Source organism: Myroides odoratus, assembly GCF_965118575.1.
Classification (GTDB): Bacteria; Bacteroidota; Bacteroidia; order Flavobacteriales; family Flavobacteriaceae; genus Flavobacterium; species Flavobacterium odoratum_B.
In genome coordinates this window covers 175,961-201,955 of sequence record NZ_CBCPHW010000005.1, presented here as the reverse complement: position 1 = coordinate 201,955, position 25,995 = coordinate 175,961, and the positions used below count along the sequence as shown (strand labels likewise).

19 protein-coding genes are annotated in these 25,995 nt (G+C 35.6%); 11 read left to right on the top strand and 8 right to left on the bottom strand.

Annotated features, from left to right (window positions below):
* Positions 1-4: 4 nt before the first annotated feature.
* From ACMHJ2_RS06085 to ACMHJ2_RS06065, 5 genes are all read left to right on the top strand, one after another.
* Complete coding sequence (locus tag ACMHJ2_RS06085) at positions 5-970, top strand: glycosyltransferase family 2 protein (protein WP_413512134.1); 966 nt, start codon at positions 5-7, stop codon at positions 968-970.
* Positions 971-981: 11 nt separating this feature from the next.
* Complete coding sequence (locus tag ACMHJ2_RS06080; RefSeq protein WP_413512069.1) at positions 982-2,709, top strand: phospho-sugar mutase; 1,728 nt, start codon at positions 982-984, stop codon at positions 2,707-2,709.
* A 70-nt stretch (positions 2,710-2,779) separates the two neighbouring features.
* A complete protein-coding gene (locus ACMHJ2_RS06075; protein WP_413512068.1) occupies positions 2,780-4,609 on the top strand; it encodes an ABC transporter ATP-binding protein in 1,830 nt (609 codons plus the stop codon).
* Positions 4,610-4,759: 150 nt separating this feature from the next.
* Entirely contained in the window at positions 4,760-5,953 is a 1,194-nt protein-coding gene (pncB, locus tag ACMHJ2_RS06070) for a nicotinate phosphoribosyltransferase (RefSeq protein WP_413512067.1), read from the top strand.
* 96 nt (positions 5,954-6,049) lie between these two features.
* Positions 6,050-6,469, top strand: a complete 420-nt coding sequence (locus ACMHJ2_RS06065) for a nucleoside-diphosphate kinase (RefSeq protein WP_413512066.1) — start codon at positions 6,050-6,052, stop codon at positions 6,467-6,469.
* 182 nt (positions 6,470-6,651) lie between these two features.
* Here ACMHJ2_RS06065 and glsA read toward each other — a convergent pair whose 3' ends face one another.
* Genes glsA through ACMHJ2_RS06050 form a run of 3 tightly spaced genes read right to left on the bottom strand, consistent with a single transcriptional unit; the run spans position 6,652 to position 9,640 of the window.
* A complete protein-coding gene (gene glsA / locus ACMHJ2_RS06060; protein WP_413512065.1) occupies positions 6,652-7,668 on the bottom strand; it encodes a glutaminase A in 1,017 nt (338 codons plus the stop codon).
* A 15-nt stretch (positions 7,669-7,683) separates the two neighbouring features.
* Positions 7,684-8,715 carry an AMP-binding protein gene (locus ACMHJ2_RS06055; protein WP_413512064.1) on the bottom strand — a complete coding sequence of 344 codons (1,032 nt, stop codon included), beginning with the start codon at positions 8,713-8,715 and terminating at the stop codon, positions 7,684-7,686.
* 19 nt (positions 8,716-8,734) lie between these two features.
* A complete protein-coding gene (locus tag ACMHJ2_RS06050; protein WP_413512063.1) occupies positions 8,735-9,640 on the bottom strand; it encodes a CPBP family intramembrane glutamic endopeptidase in 906 nt (301 codons plus the stop codon).
* A gap of 42 nt (positions 9,641-9,682) precedes the next feature.
* On the opposite strand from ACMHJ2_RS06050, the gene arsC reads away from it, so the two are divergent.
* Positions 9,683-10,024, top strand: a complete 342-nt coding sequence (gene arsC, locus ACMHJ2_RS06045) for an arsenate reductase (glutaredoxin) (protein WP_413512062.1) — start codon at positions 9,683-9,685, stop codon at positions 10,022-10,024.
* 86 nt (positions 10,025-10,110) lie between these two features.
* The gene (locus ACMHJ2_RS06040; protein WP_413512061.1) at positions 10,111-12,597 is read left to right on the top strand and encodes a TonB-dependent receptor domain-containing protein; all 2,487 of its coding nucleotides are present in this window, start codon (positions 10,111-10,113) and stop codon (positions 12,595-12,597) included.
* Positions 12,598-12,704: 107 nt separating this feature from the next.
* On the opposite strand, the gene ACMHJ2_RS06035 is transcribed toward ACMHJ2_RS06040, so the two are convergent.
* Both ACMHJ2_RS06035 and ACMHJ2_RS06030 read right to left on the bottom strand, forming a co-directional pair.
* Positions 12,705-13,673 carry a hypothetical protein gene (locus tag ACMHJ2_RS06035; RefSeq protein WP_413512060.1) on the bottom strand — a complete coding sequence of 323 codons (969 nt, stop codon included), beginning with the start codon at positions 13,671-13,673 and terminating at the stop codon, positions 12,705-12,707.
* A 212-nt stretch (positions 13,674-13,885) separates the two neighbouring features.
* Positions 13,886-19,843: an alpha-2-macroglobulin family protein gene (locus ACMHJ2_RS06030; protein WP_413512059.1), complete on the bottom strand. Its 5,958-nt coding sequence runs from the start codon at positions 19,841-19,843 to the stop codon at positions 13,886-13,888.
* 705 nt (positions 19,844-20,548) lie between these two features.
* Here ACMHJ2_RS06030 and ACMHJ2_RS06025 point away from each other — a divergent pair.
* Complete coding sequence (locus tag ACMHJ2_RS06025) at positions 20,549-20,728, top strand: hypothetical protein (RefSeq protein WP_413512058.1); 180 nt, start codon at positions 20,549-20,551, stop codon at positions 20,726-20,728.
* Positions 20,729-20,868: 140 nt separating this feature from the next.
* Here ACMHJ2_RS06025 and ACMHJ2_RS06020 read toward each other — a convergent pair whose 3' ends face one another.
* A complete protein-coding gene (locus tag ACMHJ2_RS06020) occupies positions 20,869-21,192 on the bottom strand; it encodes a MerR family transcriptional regulator (protein WP_413512057.1) in 324 nt (107 codons plus the stop codon).
* Between the two features lie 107 nt (positions 21,193-21,299).
* Here ACMHJ2_RS06020 and ACMHJ2_RS06015 point away from each other — a divergent pair, with 107 nt between their 5' ends.
* From ACMHJ2_RS06015 to ACMHJ2_RS06005, 3 genes are read left to right on the top strand one after another with little or no spacing between them, the layout of a single operon-like run.
* Positions 21,300-21,932, top strand: a complete 633-nt coding sequence (locus ACMHJ2_RS06015) for a hypothetical protein (protein WP_413512056.1) — start codon at positions 21,300-21,302, stop codon at positions 21,930-21,932.
* The gene (locus ACMHJ2_RS06010) at positions 21,932-22,711 is read left to right on the top strand and encodes an SDR family NAD(P)-dependent oxidoreductase (RefSeq protein WP_413512055.1); all 780 of its coding nucleotides are present in this window, start codon (positions 21,932-21,934) and stop codon (positions 22,709-22,711) included. The genes ACMHJ2_RS06015 and ACMHJ2_RS06010 overlap by 1 nt, the downstream gene beginning before the upstream one ends.
* Positions 22,712-22,717: 6 nt before the next feature.
* Positions 22,718-22,936 carry a DUF2798 domain-containing protein gene (locus ACMHJ2_RS06005; RefSeq protein WP_413512054.1) on the top strand — a complete coding sequence of 73 codons (219 nt, stop codon included), beginning with the start codon at positions 22,718-22,720 and terminating at the stop codon, positions 22,934-22,936.
* 243 nt (positions 22,937-23,179) lie between these two features.
* Here the strand turns inward: ACMHJ2_RS06005 and ACMHJ2_RS06000 are convergent, their stop codons facing one another.
* A complete protein-coding gene (locus tag ACMHJ2_RS06000) occupies positions 23,180-24,751 on the bottom strand; it encodes a M20/M25/M40 family metallo-hydrolase (protein WP_413512053.1) in 1,572 nt (523 codons plus the stop codon).
* A 269-nt stretch (positions 24,752-25,020) separates the two neighbouring features.
* Entirely contained in the window at positions 25,021-25,728 is a 708-nt protein-coding gene (locus ACMHJ2_RS05995; RefSeq protein ID WP_413512052.1) for a hypothetical protein, read from the bottom strand.
* Between the last annotated feature and the right edge of the window lie 267 nt (positions 25,729-25,995).

The window sequence follows — 25,995 nt, the reverse complement described above, 5'->3', positions numbered from 1 at the left end:
GAGTATAGCTATATCTATTGTCATCCCCTTGCTCAATGAAGCAGAATCTCTACCTGAGCTTTATGCTTGGATTAGCAAGGTTATGCAAGAAAATCAATATACCTATGAGGTTGTATTTGTCGATGATGGGAGTACCGATGATTCTTGGAAAATTATCGCCGCATTAGCTCAACAAAATACACAGGTAAAAGGAATAAAGTTCCAACGCAATTTTGGAAAATCACAGGCTTTACATGCGGGTTTTGCACAGGTTGAAGGCGAGGTTGTTATTACGATGGATGCCGATTTACAAGATAGCCCAGATGAAATCCCAGGTTTATATCGCATGATCACTCACGATGGCTTTGATATGGTTTCGGGATGGAAAAAAAAGAGATATGATTCAGTATTATCTAAAAATCTTCCTTCGAAATTATTCAATTGGGCTGCACGCATGACCTCTGGGGTTCAATTAAACGACTTTAATTGTGGTTTAAAAGCCTATCGCAAAGAGGTTGTTAAAAACATTGAGGTATCGGGAGAAATGCATCGTTATATTCCCGTATTAGCTAAAAATGAAGGTTTTGACAAAATCGGAGAAAAAATAGTCCAACATCAAGCGAGAAAATACGGAACAACCAAATTCGGTATGAGTCGTTTTATCTATGGTTTTTTAGACTTAATTACCATTTGGTTTTTATCACGATTCGGAAAAAGACCCATGCACCTTTTTGGTACCTTAGGTGTTCTTATGTTTATGGTTGGTTTTTTAGCTGCTTCTGGTATAGGCTTAAGCAAAATAATCAAATTATATCAAAATAAACCCGCTATCTTAGTTACCCAAGATCCTTGGTTTTACATCGCGTTGGCTACCATGATCATAGGAACTCAATTGTTCTTAGCCGGTTTCCTAGGTGAACTTATTTTACAAACAAAATCCAATACTAGCAGATATAAAATTGCTGAATACAAAGGTTTAAACAACAGCTAAATTATTAGAAGATGCAAATAGAAAAAGAAATTTTAGCAAAAGCAGAACAATGGTTAAAAGAGCCATTTGATACAGCAACACAAGCTGTCGTTCAACAATTGCTTGACCACGATCCGGCTCATTTACAAGATAGTTTTTATAAAAACTTAGAATTTGGTACAGGCGGAATGCGAGGAATTATGGGTGTAGGTACAAACCGCATCAATAAATATACATTAGGTAAAAACACACAAGGTTTATCCAATTTCATAAAAAAATCGTTTCCTAACCAAGAATTAAAAGTAGCTATCAATTACGATTGTCGTCATAACAGTCAAGAGTTAGCTAAGGTTGTTGCAGATGTATTTACCGCTAATGGAATACAAGTGTATTTATTTGGCGATATGCGTCCAACCCCTGAATTGTCATTTGCAGTAAGATATTACGGATGTAATGCAGGTATTGTATTAACAGCCTCACACAATCCACCTGAATATAATGGATACAAAGTATATTGGTCTGATGGGGGGCAAATTGTTCCACCCGAAGATGCTGCTGTAATTGATGAAATCAATCAATTGACGTATGAGCAAATTAACTTTGCTGGCAATGATGCTTTACTTACAACGGTTGGAGAAGAATTAGATCAAGCCTTTATTCAATCTACAATTGAAAATGCTAGTTTCAATACCCCTCAAGCGGTAAAAGACGGCTTAAAAATCGCTTATACTTCGCTACATGGAACATCTATTAAGGTGATTCCAAGAACGTTAAAAGAAGCCGGTTACAACAACGTTTATATTGTCAAAGAACAAGAGGAACCGAATGGCGATTTCCCAACGGTACAATCGCCAAATCCAGAAGAACCAGAAGCTTTAGCTATGGCTATGGCTTTAGCAGAAGAAAAAGGAGCTGATATCGTTATTGGTACAGATCCAGATTCGGATCGTATTGGTATTGGTGTTCGCGACTTAGAGGGTAACATGATCTTGTTAAATGGCAATCAAACCATGGTGATGATGACGGCTTTCTTATTGGAACAATGGAAAGTAAATCGCGGATTTTCTGGTACAGAGTTTATTGGTTCTACGATTGTATCTACTCCAATGATGTTAGATTTAGCTGAAGCATACGGTGTAGAATGCAAAGTTGGTTTAACGGGGTTCAAATGGATTGCTAAATTCATCAAAGAATTTCCTAATCAACAGTTTATCGGCGGTGGAGAAGAGAGTTTTGGTTATATGGTAGGTGATCAAGTACGCGATAAAGATGCGGTAGCTTCTGCCCTATTGGTTTGTGAAATTGCCGCTCTTGCCAAAGCAGCAGGAAGTTCATTTTATCAAGAATTGGTCAATCTATACATCGATCATCGCTATTATAAAGAACATTTAATTTCTCTAGTCAAAAAAGGAATTTCTGGTGCAGAAGAAATTAAGCAAATCATGATTGAATTGCGTGAAAACCCGTTAACTGAAATCATCGGTCAGCGTGTTGTCTGTGTAGAAGATTACCAAAGTGGCGAAGCGAAGAACTTACTAAGCGGAGAAACCGAATTGATTAATATTCCAAAATCTAATGTATTGATTTACTACCTAGAAGACGGAACGAAAATAGCGGCTCGTCCTAGTGGTACGGAACCTAAAATAAAATTCTATTTCAGCGTAAATGAATGGCTCGATACTTTGGAAGAAGTAAAAGAAGTAGAACAATTTTTAGATCAAAAGATTCAGGCTATCATTGACGAAATGAAACTGAACTAATTCATAAAAAAAGGACTGGTATAAAACACCAGTCTTTTTTTCTTTCCTTTTATTATTTAATGTTTTAAATATGAACGAATATTTCAAAAAAATAATATATTTCGCTAAGCCCTACAAATCGTATGCTTACCTCAATGTTTTTTTTAATGTCCTATATGCCCTTTTTAGTGCGTTGGGTTTCGTAGCACTTATCCCAATGTTGACGATATTATTTGGCGATGAAAAAAAAGTTGCCGTACAACCCATCTATTCTGGCATTGGAAATTTAAAGGGTTATTTATCCGATTTAATGTCCTATCATCTTACGCAATATACAGCAGAATATGGCGCTCAGAATACCTTAATGGTCATGGCTGCAATAATCATTGCGATATTTTTGTTGAAAAACTTATTCAACTACTGGGCGATGTATTTTATTACTTTCTTACGCAATGGCGTTCTAAAAGATATTCGCAATGCGATGTATAAAAAGGCTGTGGAATTGCCTTTGTCCTTTTTCTCAGAAAAACGCAAAGGAGATGTCATTTCAAGAATCACCTCAGATGTATTGGAAATTCAACACTCGTTCTTATCTATTTTAGAAGTTTTAGTACGAGAACCCTTGACGATTGTATTCACAATTATAGCGATGTTTGCTATTAGTAGTGAACTCACTATATTCGTATTTATATTTGTTCCTATCTCAGGGATTATCATTTCCAAGGTAGGCAAAACGCTAAAGAAAAGCTCCCAAAAAGCTTCGGAAGAACAAGGTTTTTTCTTATCGATTATTGAAGAGTCTTTATCGGGATTAAAAGTAATCAAGAGTTTTAATGCAGAGAAGAACTTCAATAAGAAATTTCAAGACTCAACCCAATCCTTCTATGAATTAAATAATACAATTCTAAACCGTCAAAACTTATCCTCACCCTTGAGTGAGTTTTTAGGTATTGTCACGATTGCCGTATTATTAGTTTACGGAGGACATTTAGTACTAGGGGAAGGAACTTTAACAGGAGCAGCGTTTATTGCTTATATTGGAATGGCATACAATATTTTAACACCAGCCAAAGCAATGTCTAAAGCATCCTATTCATTAAAACGAGGAAATGCTGCTGCTGAACGTGTATTGGAAATTCTAGAAGAGAAAAACCCAATTATGAGTCCTGAAAATGCTATTCAAAAAGAAACGTTTGACGATAAAATATCTATCGAAAATATCAATTTCAAATACGAAGATGACTTGGTATTGAAAGACTTTAATTTGACCATTCCCAAAGGAAAAACCGTTGCTCTGGTGGGACAATCAGGAAGTGGAAAAAGTACCTTAGCCAATTTATTGACTCGTTTTTGGGATATTACGGATGGAGCAATAAAAATTGACAATGTAGATATTCGCGATTTAGATTTACACAGTTTGCGTAATCTAATCGGTTTAGTTACGCAAGACAGCATCTTGTTTAATGACTCTATTAAAGCGAATTTGCTTGTGGGAGATGAAAACGCTTCTGATGAACAAATTATTGAGGCTTTGAAAGTAGCGAATGCTTATGAGTTTGTCAAAGATTTACCTTTGGGAATCAACACCAATATTGGTGATTCAGGTAGTAAATTATCAGGTGGACAAAGACAGCGTTTATCTATTGCGAGAGCTGTACTCAAAAATCCACCTATTATGGTATTGGATGAAGCAACCTCTGCTTTAGATACGGAAAGCGAGAAACTCGTTCAGGATGCCCTTGAAAACATGATGAAAAATAGAACTTCAGTTGTCATTGCTCACCGTTTATCAACCGTTCAAAATTCAGATCTAATTATTGTGATGCAAAAAGGAAGAATTGTAGAACAAGGTACACATGAAGAGTTAATGAAACTCAAGGGTACCTATACCAAACTGGTAACTTTACAGTCCTTTGAATAAAATTATATCAAGCAACCCGCTAGGAAATTACTGCCTAGCGGGTTGCTTATTTTATTTGTATTTTTAAGCTATATTCTTTCTACTTTTTATATATTGTATATTTGTGTATTAATCTGATTGCATCAATCGATTGATCAATTTAATAAAGCTATGGAAACACCACATACGCCCCAAGTTATTTCATCTATCTTAGATAATGACTTTTATAAGCTGACCATGCAACATGCCGTGGTTAAGCAATTTCCCTATGCGAAGGCCGCTTATATTTTTATCAATCGCGGACAGCATAAATATCCTCTTGGTTTTGCTGAGGCACTAAGAGCAGCTGTTGATGCTATGGCGAAACTCAAACTTACTAAACAAGAAAAAGAGTTTCTTCAAGTGACTTGTCCATATTTAGATCCTACCTATTTGGATTTCTTACAAGGGTATCACTTTGATCCTTCTGAAGTTGAAATTTACCAAGAAGGAGAAGAATTAGAAGTCTCAATTAAAGGTTATTGGTACCGCACAATTCTGTGGGAAGTTCCTTTAATGTCTATCATTTGTGAATTGTACTACCAGCTAACAGGTTCCGTTCGAGAGCCTGATGCAGTTATTCGTGCAAAAACAAAAGAAAAAATCGAAAACTACAAAAAGTTGGGCATTACCATTGCCGAGTTTGGAACAAGACGCAGGCATTCGTATGCCGTGCATCAAATCGTAGTTGAAACCCTTCAAAACTATGGAGATGGAACTTTTATTGGAACAAGCAATGTGCATTTAGCCATGAAATATGGCACAAAACCTATTGGTACACATGCCCATGAGTGGTTTATGTTTCACGCAGCTAAATATGGCTTCAAAATGGCTAATTCTATGGGATTAGAGCATTGGGTAGATACGTACAGAGGGGATTTGGGAATTGCCTTAACAGATACTTATACAAGTAAAGTATTCTTTGAGCAGTTTGATAAAAAATTCGCTAAACTATTTGATGGGGTTCGCCACGATAGTGGAGATGCTATTGAATTTGCAAACCAAACCATTGCACATTATAAAAAGATGAATATTGATCCTTTATCAAAAACGATTATTTTTTCGGATGGATTAAATCCTGAAAAAGTAGAGCGCATTGCTATCGCTTGTAAAAATCGCATTGGTATGTCTTTTGGGATTGGAACAGATTTCACAAACGATGCGGGTTTACCTGCTTTGAATATCGTGATTAAAATGACCCAAGCCTACCCAGAAGGTGGTCCGTGGACGGATGTAGTCAAACTTTCAGATGAACCTAAAAAACACACGGGAACCCCTGAAATGATTGATTTAGCACAACGCTTATTGGATATTCCAACTTCATAGCGCAATTACTTTATCTTTATAGTAAAGATTTCGAATCGAAATTCAATATATTAGACATAAAAGTCTATTTTTGCAAAAAATTTAATTTTAGAACAAATGGCAACGAACAGAACTTTTACAATGATTAAACCTGACGCAGTAGAAGCTGGTCATATCGGTGGAATCCTTAACATGATTACAGAAGCAGGATTTAAAATTGTTTCTATGAAGTTAACTCAATTGACAGTTAGAGATGCTCAAAAATTCTACGAAGTACACGCTGAAAGACCTTTCTATGGTGAATTAGTTGAATTTATGTCAAGAGGTCCAATCGTAGCAGCTATTTTAGAAAAAGATAACGCTGTTGAAGATTTCAGAAAATTAATCGGAGCTACTAATCCTGCTGATGCAGCTGAAGGTACTATCCGTAAAAGATACGCTAAATCAATTGGAGAAAATGCTGTTCACGGTTCTGACAGCGATGAAAATGCAGCTATCGAAGGTGCATTCCATTTCTCTGGTAGAGAGCAATTCTAATTCATTTAGAATTTAAAATAAAAAACCACGTGCTGCGCACGTGGTTTTTTATTTAATATTTTTATGATTCCAGCTAAAGATTATGTCATTCAGATTTTACTAAGCATTCTAACCTTAGGTTTTACACTTCGTGTTTGTAGTCATATTGACAAATTAAATTTATTCAAAAGTAAAACCAAGGGTTAAAACAAACTCAAATCCAATTGATTGACAAAATCATATAAAATATGATAGCCTACCACAGAGTTGCCATGTTGATCTAAAGCAGGATTAAATACGCCAATCCCTATTTTATTAGGTACGCTGACTACAATTCCTCCTCCTACGCCTGACTTACTTGGCAAACCAACTGTTCTTGCGTATTCTCCACTAAAATCGTACATTCCTGCAATAAGCATTTGCGCTTGAATTAAACGAGCTAAATCTCTGTTATAATAGGTTTTATCTCCATCAAAACGCGTACATCCATGGGCAAAATAATACCCGATTTTAGCTAAATCTTCTGCGGTTACTTCAATGGAACATTGTTTAAAATAATTATCTAATTTATTTTCTTCGCCTTCTATCAATCCATTATTTTTTAGCAAATAAAAAATCCCTCGGTTGCGGTGTCCCGTTTCTTTTTCAGAAAGATACACGGCTTGATTAATAGCTATAGATTCATTTTTAGTAATATAGCGAATTCTTTCTAGAATTTTTTGATAGGCAATATCTCCCTCTCCCTCAATAAAAGCCGTAGTTAAAATCGCACCTGCATTCATCATCGGATTCAACGGTTTACCCGCCGTTTCTAAATTAGCATAGTGATTGAATGCTTTTTCGGTCCCATAATAGCCAATTCTATCATACAAAGCCTTTTCTCCTTTTTCTTGAACAGCAATCATCAAGGCAATTATTTTAGATATACTCTGCATAGTGAATTTTGCATGTACATCCCCTACATTGATAATTTCTCCATTTTCTTTCACCACAGAAAAAGCAACCGCTTCTGGATTTGCTTTTCCCAATTCTGGAATATAATCCGCTACTTTTCCTTCTTTATAAGAGGGAAAATTTTTACTTGCTATTTGCTTCATCATCGCAGCTGTAATTTGCTGATCTAAGACCGCCTTTTTTTCCTGCGCAACGCTTTGATTCCCATGACCTATTCCTAACAACATAATCAATAGTCCTATTTTTTGTAATTTTAAACGCTTCATTTTTTAAACCCTTTATTAGTTTGTGTTTTTGCTTCGAATTACCTTACCCGATTCGGTTTCTATAAATTGTTCTACAAATTGAATTTCCTTAGGCTTTTCATAAGGGGCTAAATCCTCAAAAATATCTTCGCCCAAGGCATAAGGTAGATTTTCGATTACCAATACAACAATAGTACCGAAATAATCATCTGATTTCCCAGTAATAAAAAAACGAGTCTTTATTTTGGTAGCTAGTTTTTCTTCAATTTGTTCTGGATATAATTTTACGCCTCCACTGTTAATTACATTGTCGAAGCGCCCTAACCATTCAAATCGTTTGTTATCTATTAAATGAACCAAATCATTGGTAACTATTTGCGTTGGATTAACCGCAGGGGCATCAATAACCAAACAGCCGCGTTGGTCTGTTTGTATCTGAACCTGAGGCAATACTTCAAAGTAAGGTGTTCCTATTTTTTTAGCAGCAATATGCGTAATGGTTTCAGTCATCCCATACGTTTCATATACTTTTGTTTGCTTCTCTCGTAATTTTTGTGTCAAAAGAGGAGATACTTTTGCTCCTCCGATGATTAAAATAGCGATCTGATTCAAATCGTCTAAGCTATTTTCCACTTGCATGGGAACCATTGCAACAAAATCATACTGCGTTTTCACATCTAGTAACGGACGTGCAGTTGGCTTACAAACATCTAATTCCCACCCAAATAATAGCGCTCGAATAAACATCAACTTTCCGCCTACAAATTGGGCAGACATACAAAGCAAAGCTTTGCTTCCTTCTTGTACTTCAAAAAACTCAACGGTCGCTTTGGCTGACGCTCGCATGGCTGCTTTGTGCAACTGAATTTCCTTGGATGGTCCCGTTGTACCAGAGGTTCTCTGTACAATATATTCGTTTGCATCAAACCAATGTTGTATTAAATGTCCCAATTCAAGAAGATGATTCTCTTGCGTATGGAGCATCTTCTCCGCTTCCTCCAAAAGAGAAGCTATCGTATGGGATACCCCATTTAATTTAAATTTTGGATGTATATCGTTGGTATTCATAAATAGATACTCATAAAAATTAAACAACTCGTCCTACTAAACGATCTTTCCAATCTTTCCATTGGTATCGCTTCGCAAAAATCAATAGCAAAATAGGGTAAAATAGAAATATCTGCCAAATAAACTCCCAAACAGAAACCTTTTCTTGAGCCGCTGTATGTAAAAATATAGAGTTGGTTTGAAATACCGTCCAACTTGACGTAACTAATAAGGCGCCAATTAAATTATTGGCTGCATGAAAACCTAAGGCTAATTCTAAGCCATCATCCATCAACGTCATAATACCCAAGAAAAAACCAGTTCCGATATAATAAATCATAATACCTCCACCTAAGGTTTCAACTTCTGGATTGGCCAAGTGCATTAATCCAAATACAACCGAAGTTACAATCAATGCAATAGCTCTACTTCTCGTCGCTAATCCTACTCCTTGCATGAGATACCCTCTGAAAAAATATTCCTCAAAACTCGTTTGAATAGGAATAAAAAGAAGAGCAATGACAAAAAAACCTAAAAAGGCTGGGAGATTAAAATTAAAAACATAATCGGTGGGACTAATGCTATAACTAATAGCAAAACTAAGTACAATTAAAAGTGTTTGGCAAGCAAAAGAAAAAGCAAAACGCTTCAAATCAATTTTTGATCGAGAGGTAGTTAAAGTAACTAACGATTGTTTATGAACAACTAATACCCACAGCACTAAAAATAACAAAAAAATCGCAAAAGGCGCTATTAATTGAAAAAAAGCCATATTCTTTCCTAAAATCTCAATTTGAGAATTAATTAATTCTTTGGTAGAAATTGACGAATACCTTGTAATTATTCCATTTACAAGCATAATCATCAAATAAAAAAGGGTAAATGGGAGATAATAAAGAATTTGTCTCTTATTTACTTGATGTAGTAGTTGATCGATGTATTTCATGTTTGAAAAAAATTGCTATATTTGAGAACAAACCCTTAGACTATGATTATAATTTATCACAATCCTCGTTGCAGTAAATCAAGAGAAAGTATCGCTTTTATGGAACAACAAGGTGTAGCTTACAAAATTATAAAATATTTGGACGCGAACCTTGGTTATAACGATATTAAAGCGTTGTTACAGAAATTAAATTACACTCCTATTGAGTTAGTTCGAACAAAAGATGCGTTTTGGCAAGAAAACTTTGTCAATAAAACACTTTCCGATGAAGATATTATTCAAGCGATGGTGACTTATCCGCAAATCATAGAACGCCCTGTTGTAGTAAATGGATCTAAAGCTATCATAGCAAGACCTACAGAAAAGATATATCAAGTTTTATAATTAACTCTTTTTTAACAAACTCAACATTAAACCAATGTTTGAAATTGTAGTCTAACTTAGTACGATAAGTAAACTAAACGACTATAATGAAAAAACAAATGCCTTTATCAGTTCTTCTGCTGTTGTTCGTATTTTTAACGACACTAACAACAGCAGCTCAGAACCGCTCTCAAAGTACTGTCTCTGGTACTGTTATCGAGGCAACAACTAATGCACCTTTAGAATACGCTAGTATTTATGCTCAAAACGAAAGTAATGCTACAATCGTTTCAGGAGCTATGTCAGATTCGAAAGGAAACTTTTCTTTTGATGTTCCTGATGGTAACTACTATATTAAAATTGATTTTCTAGGATTTAAAACTTTAGAATTAAAACATATTACGGTACAAGGTGACACCTCTATCGGGGTACAAAAAATACAAGATGACTCTCAAATGCTTGAGGAAGTAACGGTTATCGCAGAACGCTCAACGGTTGACATTAAGCTAGACAAAAAAATATACAACGTCGGGCAAGATATGATTGTCAAAGGAGGTACTGCTGCGGATGTTTTAGACAACGTTCCTTCTGTAGTTGTAGATAGTGAAGGGACTATTAGTTTAAGAGGAAATGAAAATGTAAAAGTTTTAATTGACGGTAAACCTACTGGATTAGCTAATAATATCCAAGAAGCGATGCGTATTTTACCTGCTGAATCCATTGACCGTGTTGAAGTAATCACCAATCCATCTGCTCGATATGAAGCAGAAGGAGGGGCTGGAATTATCAATATTATTTTAAGAAAAGGGAAAGCGCTAGGTATCAACGGAAGTGTTACGGCAACGATGGGAGATCCGCGTAACTATGAACTAAACAGTATGTTTAACTTTAGAAGTGAAAAATTCAACTTCTTTACTTCTTTAGGTTATAGAGATTCGGAATCGGTGGGTTATAATTTAAATGACAACCGATACATGGATCCTATTACAGGCGAACCGACCCAAAGAATCTATGAATACAAAGACAACAACAGAGATAGACAAGGATACAATGGAACTTTTGGTTTAGAATGGTACTTATCTCCTTCTATTACTTGGACGAATACGGTTACTGCTCGTCGTAATACAAGTAATAATCCAAATCGAGTGAGATATGATTATTACAATGCTTCCGATGATTTTTTATACAATAGATATAGAAATGAAGCAAAAGACGGAACAAGAAACAACGTAGACTACACCACTACTTTTGAGAAAAAATTTGACAAAGAAGGCCATGTATTAAGCATTGAAGGATCTATTTCTCAAGACAAAGACAATGAAAATTCTACGATTGATGATATCAATGCTCACTTAAATCAAACGTCTTTTGAGCGAACTTTTAATAAAGAAAAAGAGAAAAGTGGCTTAGCAAAGCTAGATTATACGTTACCTATAGGTGAAAATGGAAATTTAGAAGCAGGTTATTTAGGCACTTTTAAATCAAATACTACTGATTTCAATATTCAACGTTTAGAAAACAACGGTTGGCATTCAGACACTCGTTTATCAAATATCTTAGAATACAAAGAAAATATCCATGCCCTTTATGCTCAATATGGCGACCGCATAACAAGTAAGTTAAGCTTTATGGTTGGTTTACGTTGGGAGGATTCTAGTATTGATGTTAATCAATTGGCTACTCAAAATTACAACAACAAAAAATACAATGATTTCTTTCCAAGTGCTTTTTTAAACTATGAGTTAAATGAAAGCACGAGTACAAGTATTAGCTATAGTAGACGTGTAAATAGACCGCGTGGGTTCTTCTTAAACCCCTTTTCGAATTACACGAGTAACATCAACTTCTTTCAGGGAAATCCCGATTTAAATCCGGCTAAAACGCATGCTGTTGATTTGGGTGTAATGAAACGTTGGACTGGTTTTACTTTCAATGCTTCTGCGTATTATAACAAAACAGATGATACGTTTCAATTTGTACGAAGAATTGCAGGGGAAACGGCAGATGGAACACCTATTTCAATTAGTTCTCCGATTAACCTAGCAACTGAACACCGTTATGGTTTTGATTTTACCTTAAATTATACACCTTACAAATGGTGGAAATTAAATGGTAACTTCAATTTCTACCGTACTGAAACAAGAGGAGATTATACCTTTACCCATTTAGATGGTGCATTAGAAACGCAGAATTTTGATCAAAATGCTTATGCTTGGTTTACGCGTATTTCTTCGAAAATCACCTTACCTTATAAGATTGATTGGCAACTAAATGGAATGTATAGAGCGCCTTATAACACTGCACAAGGTAAAGTATTAGGCAATGTATCTGGAAACTTGGCTTTAAGTAAAGATATATTAAAAGACAAAGGAACAATTACATTTAATGTCAGTGATATCTTCAACTCAAGAAAAAGAGAACAAGATTTAGTTTTACCGCAATCTATTTCACATAGTGAAATGCAATGGCGCGGAAGACAGATTAACTTGTCATTCACGTATCGATTCAATCAAACCAAAAAAATGGATAAAAGAAATATGAATGGAGGTCCAGAAGGTGCTGGTGGAGATATGGAAGGCATGGAAATTCTGTAATTACAAAAATACAAGGTCGAGGCAACTTGACAGCTATATAGGAAACACAAACAACAAAGGCTGAGATAGTACTATCGTCAGCCTTTGTTACTTATAAGAGGTATCGATTACTCCTCAATGATATTGAGTTGATGTAATACGAAAACATTCAGTTGCTCATTTAATTCATTGGTTGCTTGATTGAAGGAAAAATCACCTGGGTATTGATTTAAAAATGAAGTTCTCAAATCAGGTATTTTTTGAGAAAAGAAAAAATCTTTAAACCCTGAGGTAGATTGACTTCCTTTCATATCCAACCATTGATTAAATTCATCCATGCGCTGTTCAATTGCTTTTTTATATGTTGCATCCTTAATTTCATTTACCTTAGTCAGAACCACCTTCTCTTTAGGCAAATTAGCATAGGGAATTTTCTCTACCAAGAATGCTATTTTATCTTTACTTACTTCTTGAATAAACGCAAAAAAATCTTGTTCTCTATAAATCTTGTACACGGTTTCTTGGAATCTTCCAGCCTGATAATTCGAATCCTTAAGCAATTGACGATTTTTTCTAGTGACAATCGGATTAGATAAATCTACTTCTTTAGGCATAGGCTCATCTATATTATATTTCCAATCAAAGTCACTCTTGCTTATAAAAACTTGATTAGAGACTTGAAAAGGAACGAATAAAGTCCTAATTGTATCGTTTACCACTAGGCGAATGGAATCACTTTGGGTTTGCAGTGCCCATGCTGCAAAATCATCCGTAGATCGTTCATCCTTTGTATCCATATAAAGTTGCTTGTAGAACACATAGTTACTTTGGGTAGGATTAATGATGGCTTGCGATTTATTGACACGTCCGCCATTGTGAAAAGTAAGTTTTTGGTCTTTGTATTTCAATTGATGCTTCCCAAATTCCAAATCAATTTTTATTTTAGTATTCGCCGGAATCTCATAGACTTGTTCATCAATATAAACCGTTATAGGATCTTGGGTTGGATTATCCATCCAATAGGAAGAAGAACTTGAATTACATGAAATAAAAAGCAAACTAAGGCATAGTAATTTAAACAGAATAATCTTTTTCATTTTTCATCTTTATTAATTTCCCAAAGATACTACTTCTACAAAAAAGCTATATAAAAACATATTTAAAACACAATAATTAAATTTAAAAGCAATAATTAATATTTTTTAACTAAATTAATACAAAACACATCATTTTAACGAACTTCTTTCTTTACTCCAAAAAAAAAGTAGCAGATTAAAAATCTGCTACTTTTTATGAAATAATTTTTCTTCTATTTTTTTAGAATTTTCACATCTTCTCCTGCACTATTTGCTTTCATTTCTGGTGCATATACACTTTGAAGGGAAGTTATTCCGTTTGAGAAATATCCCGCATTATTTGCACGAACATCGTATTCAAATACATAGGTTCCTTTGCGTAAAGAAGTGATAAAGAAGTTTGTTGCTGCATCACGAGTTTCTTCGTAATAACCAAATTCTCCTTTTCTCTTGTAACCTGAATGAACATTGATTGGTTCAAATCCACTTGCTCGCATATCTTTTACATGCACATAATCCATATCGCGATCTACTGTAATTTCTAAACGAACAGTAACAACATCTCCTACTTTTATGGGTTCTTCCTTCGTTATTTCACGTAAAACTTGCCCTTTATCTGTATTTGCTTTGATAAATAATTGTTTAGTAAAAGTCAGTCCCGAACCTGTTTTTGATACTTTATTCAAGTCTTCAAAATACTGCCAGTACATAGCGCCATAGGCTACACCTGCCGATTTTTTATCTAATTCTACAATCCCCATTTTCTCTTTGATTGCAGCTCCATCCCATACTTTTTTATAGTATCCTGTATTGAATTGCTCTGATTTAGCAAAGGTAACTGGGAATCCTCCTACTTTAACCTCAACGCCTTGATCCGAATTCATCCAATTTTTACCTAAATACAACAACGCATAAACGGCACGTGTAGTGGCTTTGGTTGAATTCCATGCTACGGTTTGTTTGTTTTTCAACAACCAAACTTTCATATCTTCAATCGCATTTGCATACTTGGTAGCATCTACTTCATTGGCAGCTTCAATCAACATAACTTGAGTTTCGATTGGTGCATTATACCACAACCATCCGGCTACATTTTCTTTCCAATACATCCCCATTTCATCGCTTTTAACGACTGTTTCCATGAGTCCTTTTACTAAATTCTGTGCGGCTTTTCCTTCTCCAAATCGCTGCAACACAACGGCTCTCATTGCTGTAGTATACAAGTTGTCAATTGCTTTTTGATTAGCTAATTCTTTGCGGTAATCAGCAATCATTTTGGCATATTTTTCTTGAATTTTTATTTCTTTGATAAACAAACTTCGCACATATAAATAATGCAAGTCAAGGGCAGAAAGGGAAGCCGTATTTTTATTTTTCTGATACACCGCATAGTGTTGTTCATCTAAATAAGCAAAAGCTTTTTTTACTATTTCTTGCACCGTTGCTTCTTGAACTAAAACGCCTGCTTGTTTCATTTGCCCAAATCCTTCTACAATCGCTTGTGTAATATACACATTAGATTGATCTCCACTAAACCAAGGGAAACCTCCGTCGTTATTTTGTTGGGTGCTTAAACGCTCTAATTCGATACCCAACTCGGTTTTCATCTTGTTTAAATCAAACAAAACCGCTAAGCGCTTCATTTGTTCTGTTTCATCTGCTGCTTGACGAATCCAAGGTGTTTCTTCGATTAATACTTGTTTTAATTCTTCGTTTTGTTCCAATTTCGATTGAATAGCTCCTTGTTTGGACCAGTATTCAAATACCGATTGAATGCGTAAATTACTGTTCAACAATTGGCTTGCAATCGCATTAGCAAAAACTTTACTAAACGTTTGTTCGGTTCCTTTGTAAGGATATTCTTTTAAATAAGGCAGAGCTAAAATAGCCGTCCACATTGGATTTGCCGTAACTTCTAAGGTCAGTTTATAGTTATCACGCAAGGCTGACCCTGGATGCTCTAAAGATTCGAACGTAAAGATTTTGTTTTGCCCTTCTTTTACGTAGATAGGCATAGTTTCTGTTACGAGTGTACGATTAGACAAAACGGGAATCGCCGATTCTTCACCATCGCTAAAAGCGCCTGATTTTGCAATTACACGATACCCTAAAGCAATAATATCTTTAGGCACATTAATAGTCCAAGATACTTCTGTATTTGCAGATGCAGCTACCGAAAAGTTTTGTTTAGCTTGACTATTCACATCAAAAATAGCCGTGATTGGCGTTGAAGTTAGCGCATCAAAAAACTGGATTTCTACTTCTCCACTCAAAGCAGCACTATTTAGATTTACAATTTTGGTCGATAGCACAATTTGATCTTCTTCACGTACGAAACGCGGCATATTGGGTTGTACCATCAATTCTTTTTGCGTGCGAACTACTTGTTCAACATAGCTACTTTGTAAATTCTTTGTATGGGCAAAAGCCATAAATCTCCATTGCGTTAAAGCTTCTGGTGTGGTAAAAGTGAAACTAACATTGCCTTTATCGTCGGTTTGTAACATCGGATAGAAGAACGCCGTTTCTTTTAGGTTCTTTCTGATTTGAACTTCGTTTTTAGTTTCACTATCCCTTTTTGGTTGTCCAGATCCTGTTGTTATTACTTCTTCACTTAATGCATCCGAACTCTCTTCTTGCACGGTAACTCCTGCTACTTTTCCTTCTACTACATTGGCAACAGTATTTCTTTTGTTCATACTTGGAGCAGCTCCAAAAGTTCCTCTAACATTATACAGATTTCCTCCCGGACTAAATCCATATAAATTCAAGGCAACTGGCGTTGCATACGAAACTAAGTTAGGATAAGCAGAAATACTCAGTACATTTTGCGCGTAACTTTTTCTACTCAAGTTATAGGTATTGAAATCCGAATCTTGCCCATAACTAAAGAAATAATCAAAGCTCGTTTGAAAAGAGGTATTGCGTCTAAATTGATCCAAAGAAGCATCATACATTCCAGCAACTACTTCGGCCGCAAATTTATCTTTTGATGCACCAGATACTTTTAAGCGCCATGTTTCTTCTTGTCCTGGCGTTAATTTATCTCTGAAAGTAACTAATTCAAGTTTTATATCTTCTTGAGTTGCATCCAAAACTAATTGCGCAGATTTTTGCGTTGCAAAATTGTGTTTGATTGCTGTAAAACTAACGCGTACATCCCCTACTTCACTTCCCATTGGGTACTCAAAGAAACTTGCTTTTCGATTAACTTCAAGCGTTTTCTTTTGTTTTAAATGCCCATTTACAAAAACAGATGCCACTACTGTAGTTTGATTTTCACCACTTTGCAATCTTATTTTAGCTATTTCACCTGCTTTGTATTTTTCTTTATCTGCTTTTACAGAAAGCAATTGATAAATGACCCCTGGTTCTTCTTTTGTATTTTCGTAATAGAAATATTGTTCAACTTCTGTTTTCTCCCCTTTTTCCCAAACGAATCCTTTTAACAAATAGAAACCTGAATTTAAAATTTTAGCGCCTGCAAAACTAACTTCGCTGTCTTTTGCTGTATCGAAAGGTTTTGTAAATATTACTTTGCCTTGTTTCCATTTGGTATGGTCATTTTCATTGCCATAGCCGAGGTAAGGAAACTTAGTTACGAATTCTTCATACGAATACAATTCGTAATCCTCTTTAGAATAGTTCTCATACGGAAGTAACATTCTACGCGCATAAGGCGCTTCTAATTCTACGATACTTAGTTCTCCTTTTGCTGCGAAAGTTTCTCCATTGAGGTTATTCGTTTTTATTTTAATTGCCTCCAATTGCTTCGTCGTTACCATTTCATTGGTAATAACCGGCAGTTGTAAGCTGATATTTTTATCTCCTACATAGATCGTTTGTGAGCTACTATGTGTTTCTCCGTTGATATCCTTTACATCTACATAAACCGTATATGAATTTACGCGTAAGTCGTCTGCTTTGTATTCTTTTCGCTCCGGAAGAGCAGTAAAGTCAATCGCAAATTTTCCTTCTGCATCTGTTTCTACTTCTCCTTGTGTAATTGTTACGGCTTGTTCTGGGCGAGGCCATCCGTAATATCCTCTTACGTCGTAACGGTAGCCCGAATTGCGAACTACACGGTAGCTCACCGTACTTTGGGCAACGGTTGCTCCTGAATAATCTATTGCTTTTCCTTTAGCTTCTACCTTTTCATTGAAATAATATACACCTGTAAGGGCATCTAACATTACTTCAAACTTAGGTCGCTTGTATTCTTCAACTGCAATAGAGGTATATTCTTCGATATTACCTTCTTTTAAAAGTACTTCAAAATGGAAACCTCCTAACAAGCCCGTTGTAGGTAAAATAAACTCACCTTGAACAGATCCAAATTCATTGGTTTTCAACGCTAAACTTCCTACTTCTTCTTGTGTTTCTTCACTAAGCAACTTAACTGTTACCATCTGATTGGCTCCTACTTGTCTGGTTTTGCCTTTTTGACGGAATACAATCGACTTAAAGTAAACAATTTGCCCTGGACGATAAATCGCTCGATCCGTCATTACTTTAGCATTCCAATTTACGGCTTCTACTCCTTCTTCTGTTCCTTTGTTCTTTGGATAAGCATAGGTTGAATAAAAAATTTGTTCACCCTTAACACCGTAATATAAATTGGTATTTTCTTTGACAAAATCAGTCGAGAACTCTCCATTCACATCTGTCGTTACCGCAGTTTCCCAATACGCTTTACTAAAATCCTTTTGAGGTCCGTTGGCTAAGAAAACCGCTTGATTGGCTTTCGGTTGACCGGTTTTTCGATCATACAATCGAAACTGATTTCCATTGGTTAAAAAAGCATTGGAGGTAATATTAACCAAAGCCATACTTACCACATCTTGTTCTTCGGTTAGGTAATCAAAATCTCGATTAGACACCAATACCACATAACGACCTGGTTCAAGAGGTTTTAACTCTACATTTGTCGTATGTGTTTTATAGTCCGTAAATGGTTTTAGGGCTAGGGTATAATCCACTACTTTTTTATAGTCCGAGGCTATTTTTTTGTATCCTGCTAACGTGTTCGGTTGATTAATAGAAAAGTTTTTATTCTCGTCTTCGTATTTCAAAACTTTAAAATACAATGTAGTTAAATTCTTATACGTAACCGATAGTGCATTACTTACCCCTGGTAATTCATAGGCATTATAATTGACATCTAAGGAAGGAGATTCTACTACTTTTTTAATATCCGTTAAACGTTGAGCGGTTTCTGTTGCTGGAAATTTTTCTATCGTTTTAGTAAGGAAAGCCAATAATGTTGCTCCAACGGTTTCATCTACCTCTTTTTCTTGCGTATCGCGATAGGTATAGTACATAAACTGTGCAACAGCTTCATGCACTAAAGCGGATTTTGGATTTTGCTTTAAGAGTTCTTGGTATACTTTATTACGCTCTACCGTATCTCGGTTATCTTCAAGGCTATTTAAGGCAAAAATTTGTACATAAGCGGCTAATTCAGCCTGTCCTTTTTTGGTCAAATCTTGTATGACTTGATCTATAATCGTTTTTGCTTGTGTCTTTTTTAGTTCTCTTTGCTCCGAAGAAGTGCGATAGGAAAAACCACTGCTTAAAAACAAAGCGTAATCGATGCGCAAAGCATCATAAATAGCAAATTTTGAAAAATCTAAATTATATAATTCTGTCGTTTGGAATACATCATTCCATCCCCCTACTATAGCGGTTGAATTGTTCTTGGCTGTAGCTAAAGCTAGTTCCCAATATTGGGTACTTTCTCTTTCAAAATCTTCTTTTGACCAAAATCGAATATCTGTATTTTTCTGCTGTTCTACTGTAGTTCGATTGCTGATTTTATACGCATTTTCATCGTAATACAGCTGATGCAAATGGGCGATATAAGCTTGAAGAATGGCTTTATATTCGCCTGATGCCGTTTTTAATTCTTGATCAAAAGCTTGCAATAAGGTATTGATATCGTAGTCTTTATCTTCTTTGGTTGTTATATTGATTTTTGCTTCATAAAACATTCCTTTTAAAAGACTTGCATAGGCTTTTGTTTGACGAGAAAGTGTAATAACTTCTTGTACTTCGGGCAACAAACTCTGTACTTCTTGTTGTGCCTCTTTGTGCTCGATACTTTTCCATAGCTCTTGTATCTTCTTATTCGGTTGCTGAGCAAATCCTAAGAGGGGAGCAAGTATCATTAAATAGATATTTAATTTTTTCATAAGAAATAATAAATTCGGTGTATAAATATATGACTATTCGCAATGATATCAGCTGTTCTTCTACTAAAAAACAGTTGATTGTAAAAAAATTAGTTGATTCCTTAAAACTAAGTAAAAACAAGAGGGCAAGTCGTAACAATATCTCCCTTTTAAACGGAATAAATCTAGCGGTACGCAAACACCTAATGAGATTACTTTATACTATAGATATAGAGTTAAAGAACGCTGAAAAAATAAAAAAAGCTGTATCTTTATTTAGTCTGGATAGGGATTCGAGGTAGTATAGATTTTCCTACTCAAACATGAGAGCCTGTTGCATTCAATGTGAATAATAAGGGATTTGGCTCTATGCTGGATTTAACTGAAGCTCTTCGATATAATAAATAGTGACAAAATTTATGCTCCCAAACAAATTTCACCTAGTATCACAAGGTTAGCTTGGTTAAGAGAACGTGGGCGAACAGGGTAAATGGAAAGTTCAAGAATTAGATAGGCTACTTATGGATCTATGTCAAGTTTTGGACAAGAGTCTGTATTTAATTTTTTAAAAATGAAAGAGTTTACAACTAGTTGTTATAGCTGGAAACCTACAACTGTAGTTTTTATATAATCTTTGATATGGTCTAAACAAGATGTGACCCTCCTTTTTTTGAGGTTGAAATACTATTTCAAAAGGTATCCAATTTTAAATTGAATTTCGAAGGGATGGGCCTACCGTTTATTTCAGGTTTTGATATTCTTGATCTTTCAGGTAACAGATGGGAAAATATTAATTTTCAGATTGAGGATTATGAAAATGATCGTATTGCTTTTTACTGTGCGGGAATTGAAATTTTAAACGTTCATAAGCCGACGGAAAGAAAACAGAGCAATAACATACTCTAAAAACTGGGGCTGTCTCAAAAAGACAGTCCCTTTTGATATAAAAAACACGCTTCAAGTCCTTGAGTAACCCTAAAAGGAACCCCTGATTTGTCTTCTATCAATCGTTTTTACTCTTCGTTTTATACTATAAAAATTAGGAGTTATTCCTGCAAATCGTTATTGTTTTTCAATTTTTTGAGTGTTTCCTCTATCAGAACCATTCTGGTCTGTATCTTGCCAGCAGCAGCGTCTAAGGTATAGCCTTCGTCCAGAAGTTCTTTAATCAGAAGCATGCGTTTGATATTTTCATAATCATACCTGCGGTTCTTCCCCTCTTCTTCCGTTAGACTCTTTATAATGCCTTTATCTTCCCAATATCGTATTTGTCGGGTTGGAATATCAGTAATCTGTGATACCTCTCCAATCCCTACAATTAGTTTGTCAAGGAACTCAAAATCAAAGGCTAAATCTTTATTCTTTTTCATTATTGGAAATAACTTACAATTATTGTCGTAAATGTAAAAATAATTTCTTTAATTTGCAATTGTAAGTTATTTACAATATTTGACGTTTAATTAAAAAACAGGTAAGAATGAAACAATTATTAATTTTAATAACAATGGCAATGATGACAACTGGTATTTATGCGCAAAAGAAAATGAGTTTAGAACAAGTAAAAGAGCAATTGGCCTTTTTTCAAAAGCAAGTTAGTATTCCAACTAATTATCACTTCGACCGGGTTTCTGAAGTAAAAGTCGATCAGAAAGATGCGTATTGGTTTCGCTATGAAAAGGGAGACAATCAAGGTTTAGAACGGGAGCATTATTCTTTCGTTGTTACCAAAGATGCTCCTTACAGGATATTAGGATTCACCTACATGGATTCAAAATATGTGGGTACAAAAAACATCTCCAAAGAAGCGTGTGCTGAAATAGCAAGTAGCTTCTTAAAGCAGATAGATCCAACTTTAGAAAAGGGTTTAGAAGGTCAGTGGATAGCCCAACACGACGAAGAAATTATTGTGGATGGTAAAAAGCAAACTGTTAGTGGCATGAAATACAAATGTTACAGCGCTTCTACCAAAGACTACACTTGGGTAATTGTTGGTTATGATGGTTCCATTATCACTTTCGAGAGAGATATACTATGGAGTGATGGAATGGCTAAGCGACTAACTAACAAATGGTTGCATGATAACTGGTTAGTTCAAAACAAATTCAACTAATGCATATGAAAGTATTAAAGAACAAATGCGCTGTAATAACAGGTGGTAGCGATGGAATAGGTTTTGCAATAGCCACTAAGTTTGCAGAGCAAGGGGCTGATCTATATCTGATTGGCAAGCGTGAAATAAAACTTCAAGATGCTATAAAGGAACTCTCTGTATACGGAACAAAGGTGTATGGAATCGCAATGGATTTATCGCAAATATCAGAAATAGAAGGTCTGGCAAAGACTATATTCAGCCATTTCTCTAAAATTGATATTCTGGTAAACAATGCAGGTATTGGCAGATTTGTGCCTTTTGCTGAAATGAATGAAGAAATTCTGGATATGCACCTCAACTTAAATGTGAAAGCTCCATACATGCTAACCAAGCAGCTTCTTGGAAGTTTATTGAAACACAAAGGGAATGTGATAAATATCTCTTCTTATTTTGCTCATCGCATGCTTCCGGGTAGGGCCACCACAGCTTATTCTTTGACAAAGGGAGCAATCGACTCGTTTACAACCTCGCTAGCTTTCGAATTAGGAGCACAAGGAATAAGAGTGAATGCCATTGCTCCGGGAAGTATTAATACCGCGCAATTTAATCACAACTTAAGTAAATTATCCGCAGAGCATGTTATAGATTTTGAAAAGATGGTAAAAACAATTTATCCTATGGGTAAAATTGGAGAAGCCAATGACATCGCTGAAGCCGCTGTATTCTTAGCATCGGACAGTGCAAAATGGATTACAGGCATTAGTCTGCCTGTTGATGGTGGATTGACCACAAATTAAAAAGAGATGGACAAGAAATATTACAAATATATCAATACCCTTTTTGTGGTAGCCCCCATGACCTTTGCCATGTCAGTAGTTGCGCTGTTTCGCACCTATGGTTTTGAAGGAGATTGGCCCATCGTATTTCTAAAATCATGGCTCACTATGCTACCCGTAGCCTATATGGCAGCATTTATAATCCTTCCTATTGCAAAGAAGATGACAGAGAAAATTGTGGATTAACTATTTAATTATCTTCTAAAAATGTGCTGCTTGTACTAGTTGGCACATTTTTTTATGTAACAAACAACTTAACTGTAATTTCTTTCTTTTTTTCTACTGGTTCTGTTTTTCGCTATTGAATTTACTCGAAACAAACTATTGATGAGTACCAAAAACGCAGTGTACACAGAGGTTATTATATGGTTTAGCTTATACGCATTAAAAAAGGGAAACCGTCGCATAAAAAACGGTTTCCCTTTTCTATTAATACTGATCTGAATTTCGCTGTGGTTCTTTAGATACAGGCCATAGCTGTTGTTCGCCTTTATTATTCACAGGTAAAACGATTTTCTCTCTTGAAACGAGTTCCTTTTCTTCGCTAGCTTTATACGCTAAAATAGCTAATAGAATAGCGTTGTTTTGTACCTCATCAAATACGATTTTATCTGCGGTATCTCGGTTGGTATGCCAGGTATAATTGCCATAGCCCCAACTTAATGAGCTCATCATAAACCCCGGAATATCTTTACTGACAAAAGATACATGATCCGATCCTCCTCCTGATGGGGAGCCTGGATAATGGGTTTTCAAATCACTTTTATACGCTTGCGGTACTGCAGCTAACCAACGCTCTAAAAAGTCATAGGCCTGTAAGAAACCTTGTCCGGAAATAGTTGCAATGCGACCTGTTCCGTTATCTTGGTTAAAGACCACTTGAATTTTATTTAACAATTCTGGGTGATCTGCTACAAAAGCGCGAGATCCATTTAACCCCTGTTCTTCACTTCCCCAATTGCCAATGAGAATGGTTCGCTTCGGATTTGGTAAAACTGTTTTTAAGATACGAGCAGCCTCCATCATCGTAATGATTCCCGTTCCGTTATCCGTTGCTCCTGTACCTCCATCCCAACTGTCTAAATGAGCGGATAAAATCACGTATTCATCTGCTTTTTCTGTTCCTTTTAATTCGGCAATGGTATTGTATGTTTGGGTGGTACCTAGATCGTTAGATTGAACGTTCACGTGAATTTTAGGTGCTTTTCCTTTTTCTGCCAAGCGATACAGTAAACCATAATCTTCTAAAGCTATATCCAGGGTAGGTACCTTTGTTGTTTGGGCGCCAAAAATGCGATTCGCTCCCATAATCCCCGTCCAATAGGACATGACAATGCCCATAGCACCTGCTTCTTCTAGTACTTTAGGCAATTCTTTAGCGGTATATCCTGTATGGGCAATGCGTTGATTCCACGCTTGTTCGATCTGTTCTTTTTCTTTTTTCATCTTCTCATACGACGCTGGTGTAGCGTATTCTTTCCACTGATAGTCTGGGCGTCCACTCGGCGGAAGTTGAGAAATTAGGACATATTTTCCTTTTACAGTGGGCAACCAAGCGTCAAACTCCTCTTTGTTTTTAGCCTCTACTAGTACAAGAACCTCTCCTTCTACTCCCTTCTTTTTTGTAGCAGGACTCCAAGCCAATTGGGTTCCTTCTAGTGATTTGATTCGCGGAGCTGTCATTGTAATTTGAGACGGCCCTCTTTCCCATGCTTTCCATGTTCCATATTCCTCATTACGCGCTTCAAATCCCATGTTTTGATATTCTTCTTTGACCCAATTATGGGCTTGCATCATCTGGGGTGTTCCCACCAAGCGAGGACCTATTACATCTAATAATTCAAAAGCATAGGTCTTTACTTGTGAATTTGTCGTTCCTTCTTTCACCAACGCTTCTACAATAGGATCTTGATTCTGAGCTACCGTTAACGCACTCGAAATAAAGGCAAGACCCCATAAACTTCGCTTTATCGTTTGATTTAGATGTTTTGTAAATTTCATTGTAATTTATTTTTCATTAGTTTCAAGCAAAGTACTTTAAATATCCTTGGAGAAACAATTCTTTTTTGAAGAAGTCCAAAAACAAAAAGCAGCATTTGACAATACCTTCTACAACGCTTTATCTCCTACTACATTAGTAACAAAACAGGGTAATTAAGCTCAATATCTACATCTAATTTAAAAGATTTAGTAGGAACAAATGTAGGCTTAAAAGAAGGCTTTCGATTTTAATTAAGAAGTAAGCTTTTATGGTTTAATCCTAACAGATTCTATTCATAGTACTCATATTCAAAACGTGTTTTCGCAAAAAGTTTATTATTTTCGTCATACACTTCTTTCTCTGTTATATTTCCTTGAGCGTCAAAAGCAGTATTCCTGATTCTAAGTACACGCGTATCTCCAATGGGATCAATCGTTGTTTGCTGAAATTGAATTTCATATCCCTTTGAGTCATATTGATGAATCGACTTCGTTTCAAATTGAATATGGCGGTCTTCTTTATCAATAATCATCAAATGCATTTCTTCTAATTTAGCTTGATTAGAAAAGGTTAAATTCATGATTCCTTCCCTTTCTGGGGTTGCAAAATATGTATACGTAAATTGACAAGCATTAGCCCCTTTCCATTGTTGTACAAATTCTGTTGCTTTTTTACCCTCTGCATTGACACTCATCCCGTGACGTTGCTTATTTTGATATTCAAAAAACTGAAGTTCACCAATTTTTGTATAAAGAACGGCTGTAGAATCTTCGGGGTTTCTTGTACCAGAATAACTTTCTTTGAAAGTAAAGAAGCCTCTTGCATCAAAATGCACTACTTGTTTTTTTACTTCGCCTTCGTCATTAGGTAAATCGATACTTGTGATTTGTTTGACTTTTCCTTTGCTATTTTCCGTTTGCCAATCAGTCAAAATTTGTGCTTGACTGTTGTTGCTATAGATTAAAAACAAAAAAGGAATAAGAATTAAATGTTTCATCTTCTGAATTTGAATTGTATCAAGGTAAGTAGTACGCTTAATGGGATGTTAAAGCGGTAAAAATACATTTTTTACTAACAGCATAAGAAAAAAAGAGTGGTATTCTATTGTTCAATTCGAACTTTATTCAGAAAGAAATTAGGAAGTTACTTTTTATTTGAAGGAATGGCGGTTCCTATTTTTACGTAATGTTTCTTGTGATTAAGATGTTGGCAATTATACGATACAAGGCATTCCACCAAAGTAGAAGCCGTATCTTTGCCTGAA

Excerpts from the sequence above, each read along its gene's own strand:
- ACMHJ2_RS06080 (WP_413512069.1), top strand. The coding sequence starts at position 982 with ATGCAAATAGAAAAAGAAATTTTAGCAAAAGCAGAACAATGGTTAAAA.
- ACMHJ2_RS06075 (WP_413512068.1), top strand. The coding sequence starts at position 2,780 with ATGAACGAATATTTCAAAAAAATAATATATTTCGCTAAGCCCTACAAA.
- pncB (WP_413512067.1), top strand. The coding sequence starts at position 4,760 with ATGGAAACACCACATACGCCCCAAGTTATTTCATCTATCTTAGATAAT.
- ACMHJ2_RS06065 (WP_413512066.1), top strand. The coding sequence starts at position 6,050 with ATGGCAACGAACAGAACTTTTACAATGATTAAACCTGACGCAGTAGAA.
- glsA (WP_413512065.1), bottom strand. The coding sequence starts at position 7,668 with ATGAAGCGTTTAAAATTACAAAAAATAGGACTATTGATTATGTTGTTA.
- ACMHJ2_RS06055 (WP_413512064.1), bottom strand. The coding sequence starts at position 8,715 with ATGAATACCAACGATATACATCCAAAATTTAAATTAAATGGGGTATCC.
- ACMHJ2_RS06050 (WP_413512063.1), bottom strand. The coding sequence starts at position 9,640 with ATGAAATACATCGATCAACTACTACATCAAGTAAATAAGAGACAAATT.
- arsC (WP_413512062.1), top strand. The coding sequence starts at position 9,683 with ATGATTATAATTTATCACAATCCTCGTTGCAGTAAATCAAGAGAAAGT.
- ACMHJ2_RS06040 (WP_413512061.1), top strand. The coding sequence starts at position 10,111 with ATGAAAAAACAAATGCCTTTATCAGTTCTTCTGCTGTTGTTCGTATTT.
- ACMHJ2_RS06035 (WP_413512060.1), bottom strand. The coding sequence starts at position 13,673 with ATGAAAAAGATTATTCTGTTTAAATTACTATGCCTTAGTTTGCTTTTT.
- ACMHJ2_RS06030 (WP_413512059.1), bottom strand. The coding sequence starts at position 19,843 with ATGAAAAAATTAAATATCTATTTAATGATACTTGCTCCCCTCTTAGGA.
- ACMHJ2_RS06025 (WP_413512058.1), top strand. The coding sequence starts at position 20,549 with ATGGGCCTACCGTTTATTTCAGGTTTTGATATTCTTGATCTTTCAGGT.
- ACMHJ2_RS06020 (WP_413512057.1), bottom strand. The coding sequence starts at position 21,192 with ATGAAAAAGAATAAAGATTTAGCCTTTGATTTTGAGTTCCTTGACAAA.
- ACMHJ2_RS06015 (WP_413512056.1), top strand. The coding sequence starts at position 21,300 with ATGAAACAATTATTAATTTTAATAACAATGGCAATGATGACAACTGGT.
- ACMHJ2_RS06010 (WP_413512055.1), top strand. The coding sequence starts at position 21,932 with ATGCATATGAAAGTATTAAAGAACAAATGCGCTGTAATAACAGGTGGT.
- ACMHJ2_RS06005 (WP_413512054.1), top strand. The coding sequence starts at position 22,718 with ATGGACAAGAAATATTACAAATATATCAATACCCTTTTTGTGGTAGCC.
- ACMHJ2_RS06000 (WP_413512053.1), bottom strand. The coding sequence starts at position 24,751 with ATGAAATTTACAAAACATCTAAATCAAACGATAAAGCGAAGTTTATGG.
- ACMHJ2_RS05995 (WP_413512052.1), bottom strand. The coding sequence starts at position 25,728 with ATGAAACATTTAATTCTTATTCCTTTTTTGTTTTTAATCTATAGCAAC.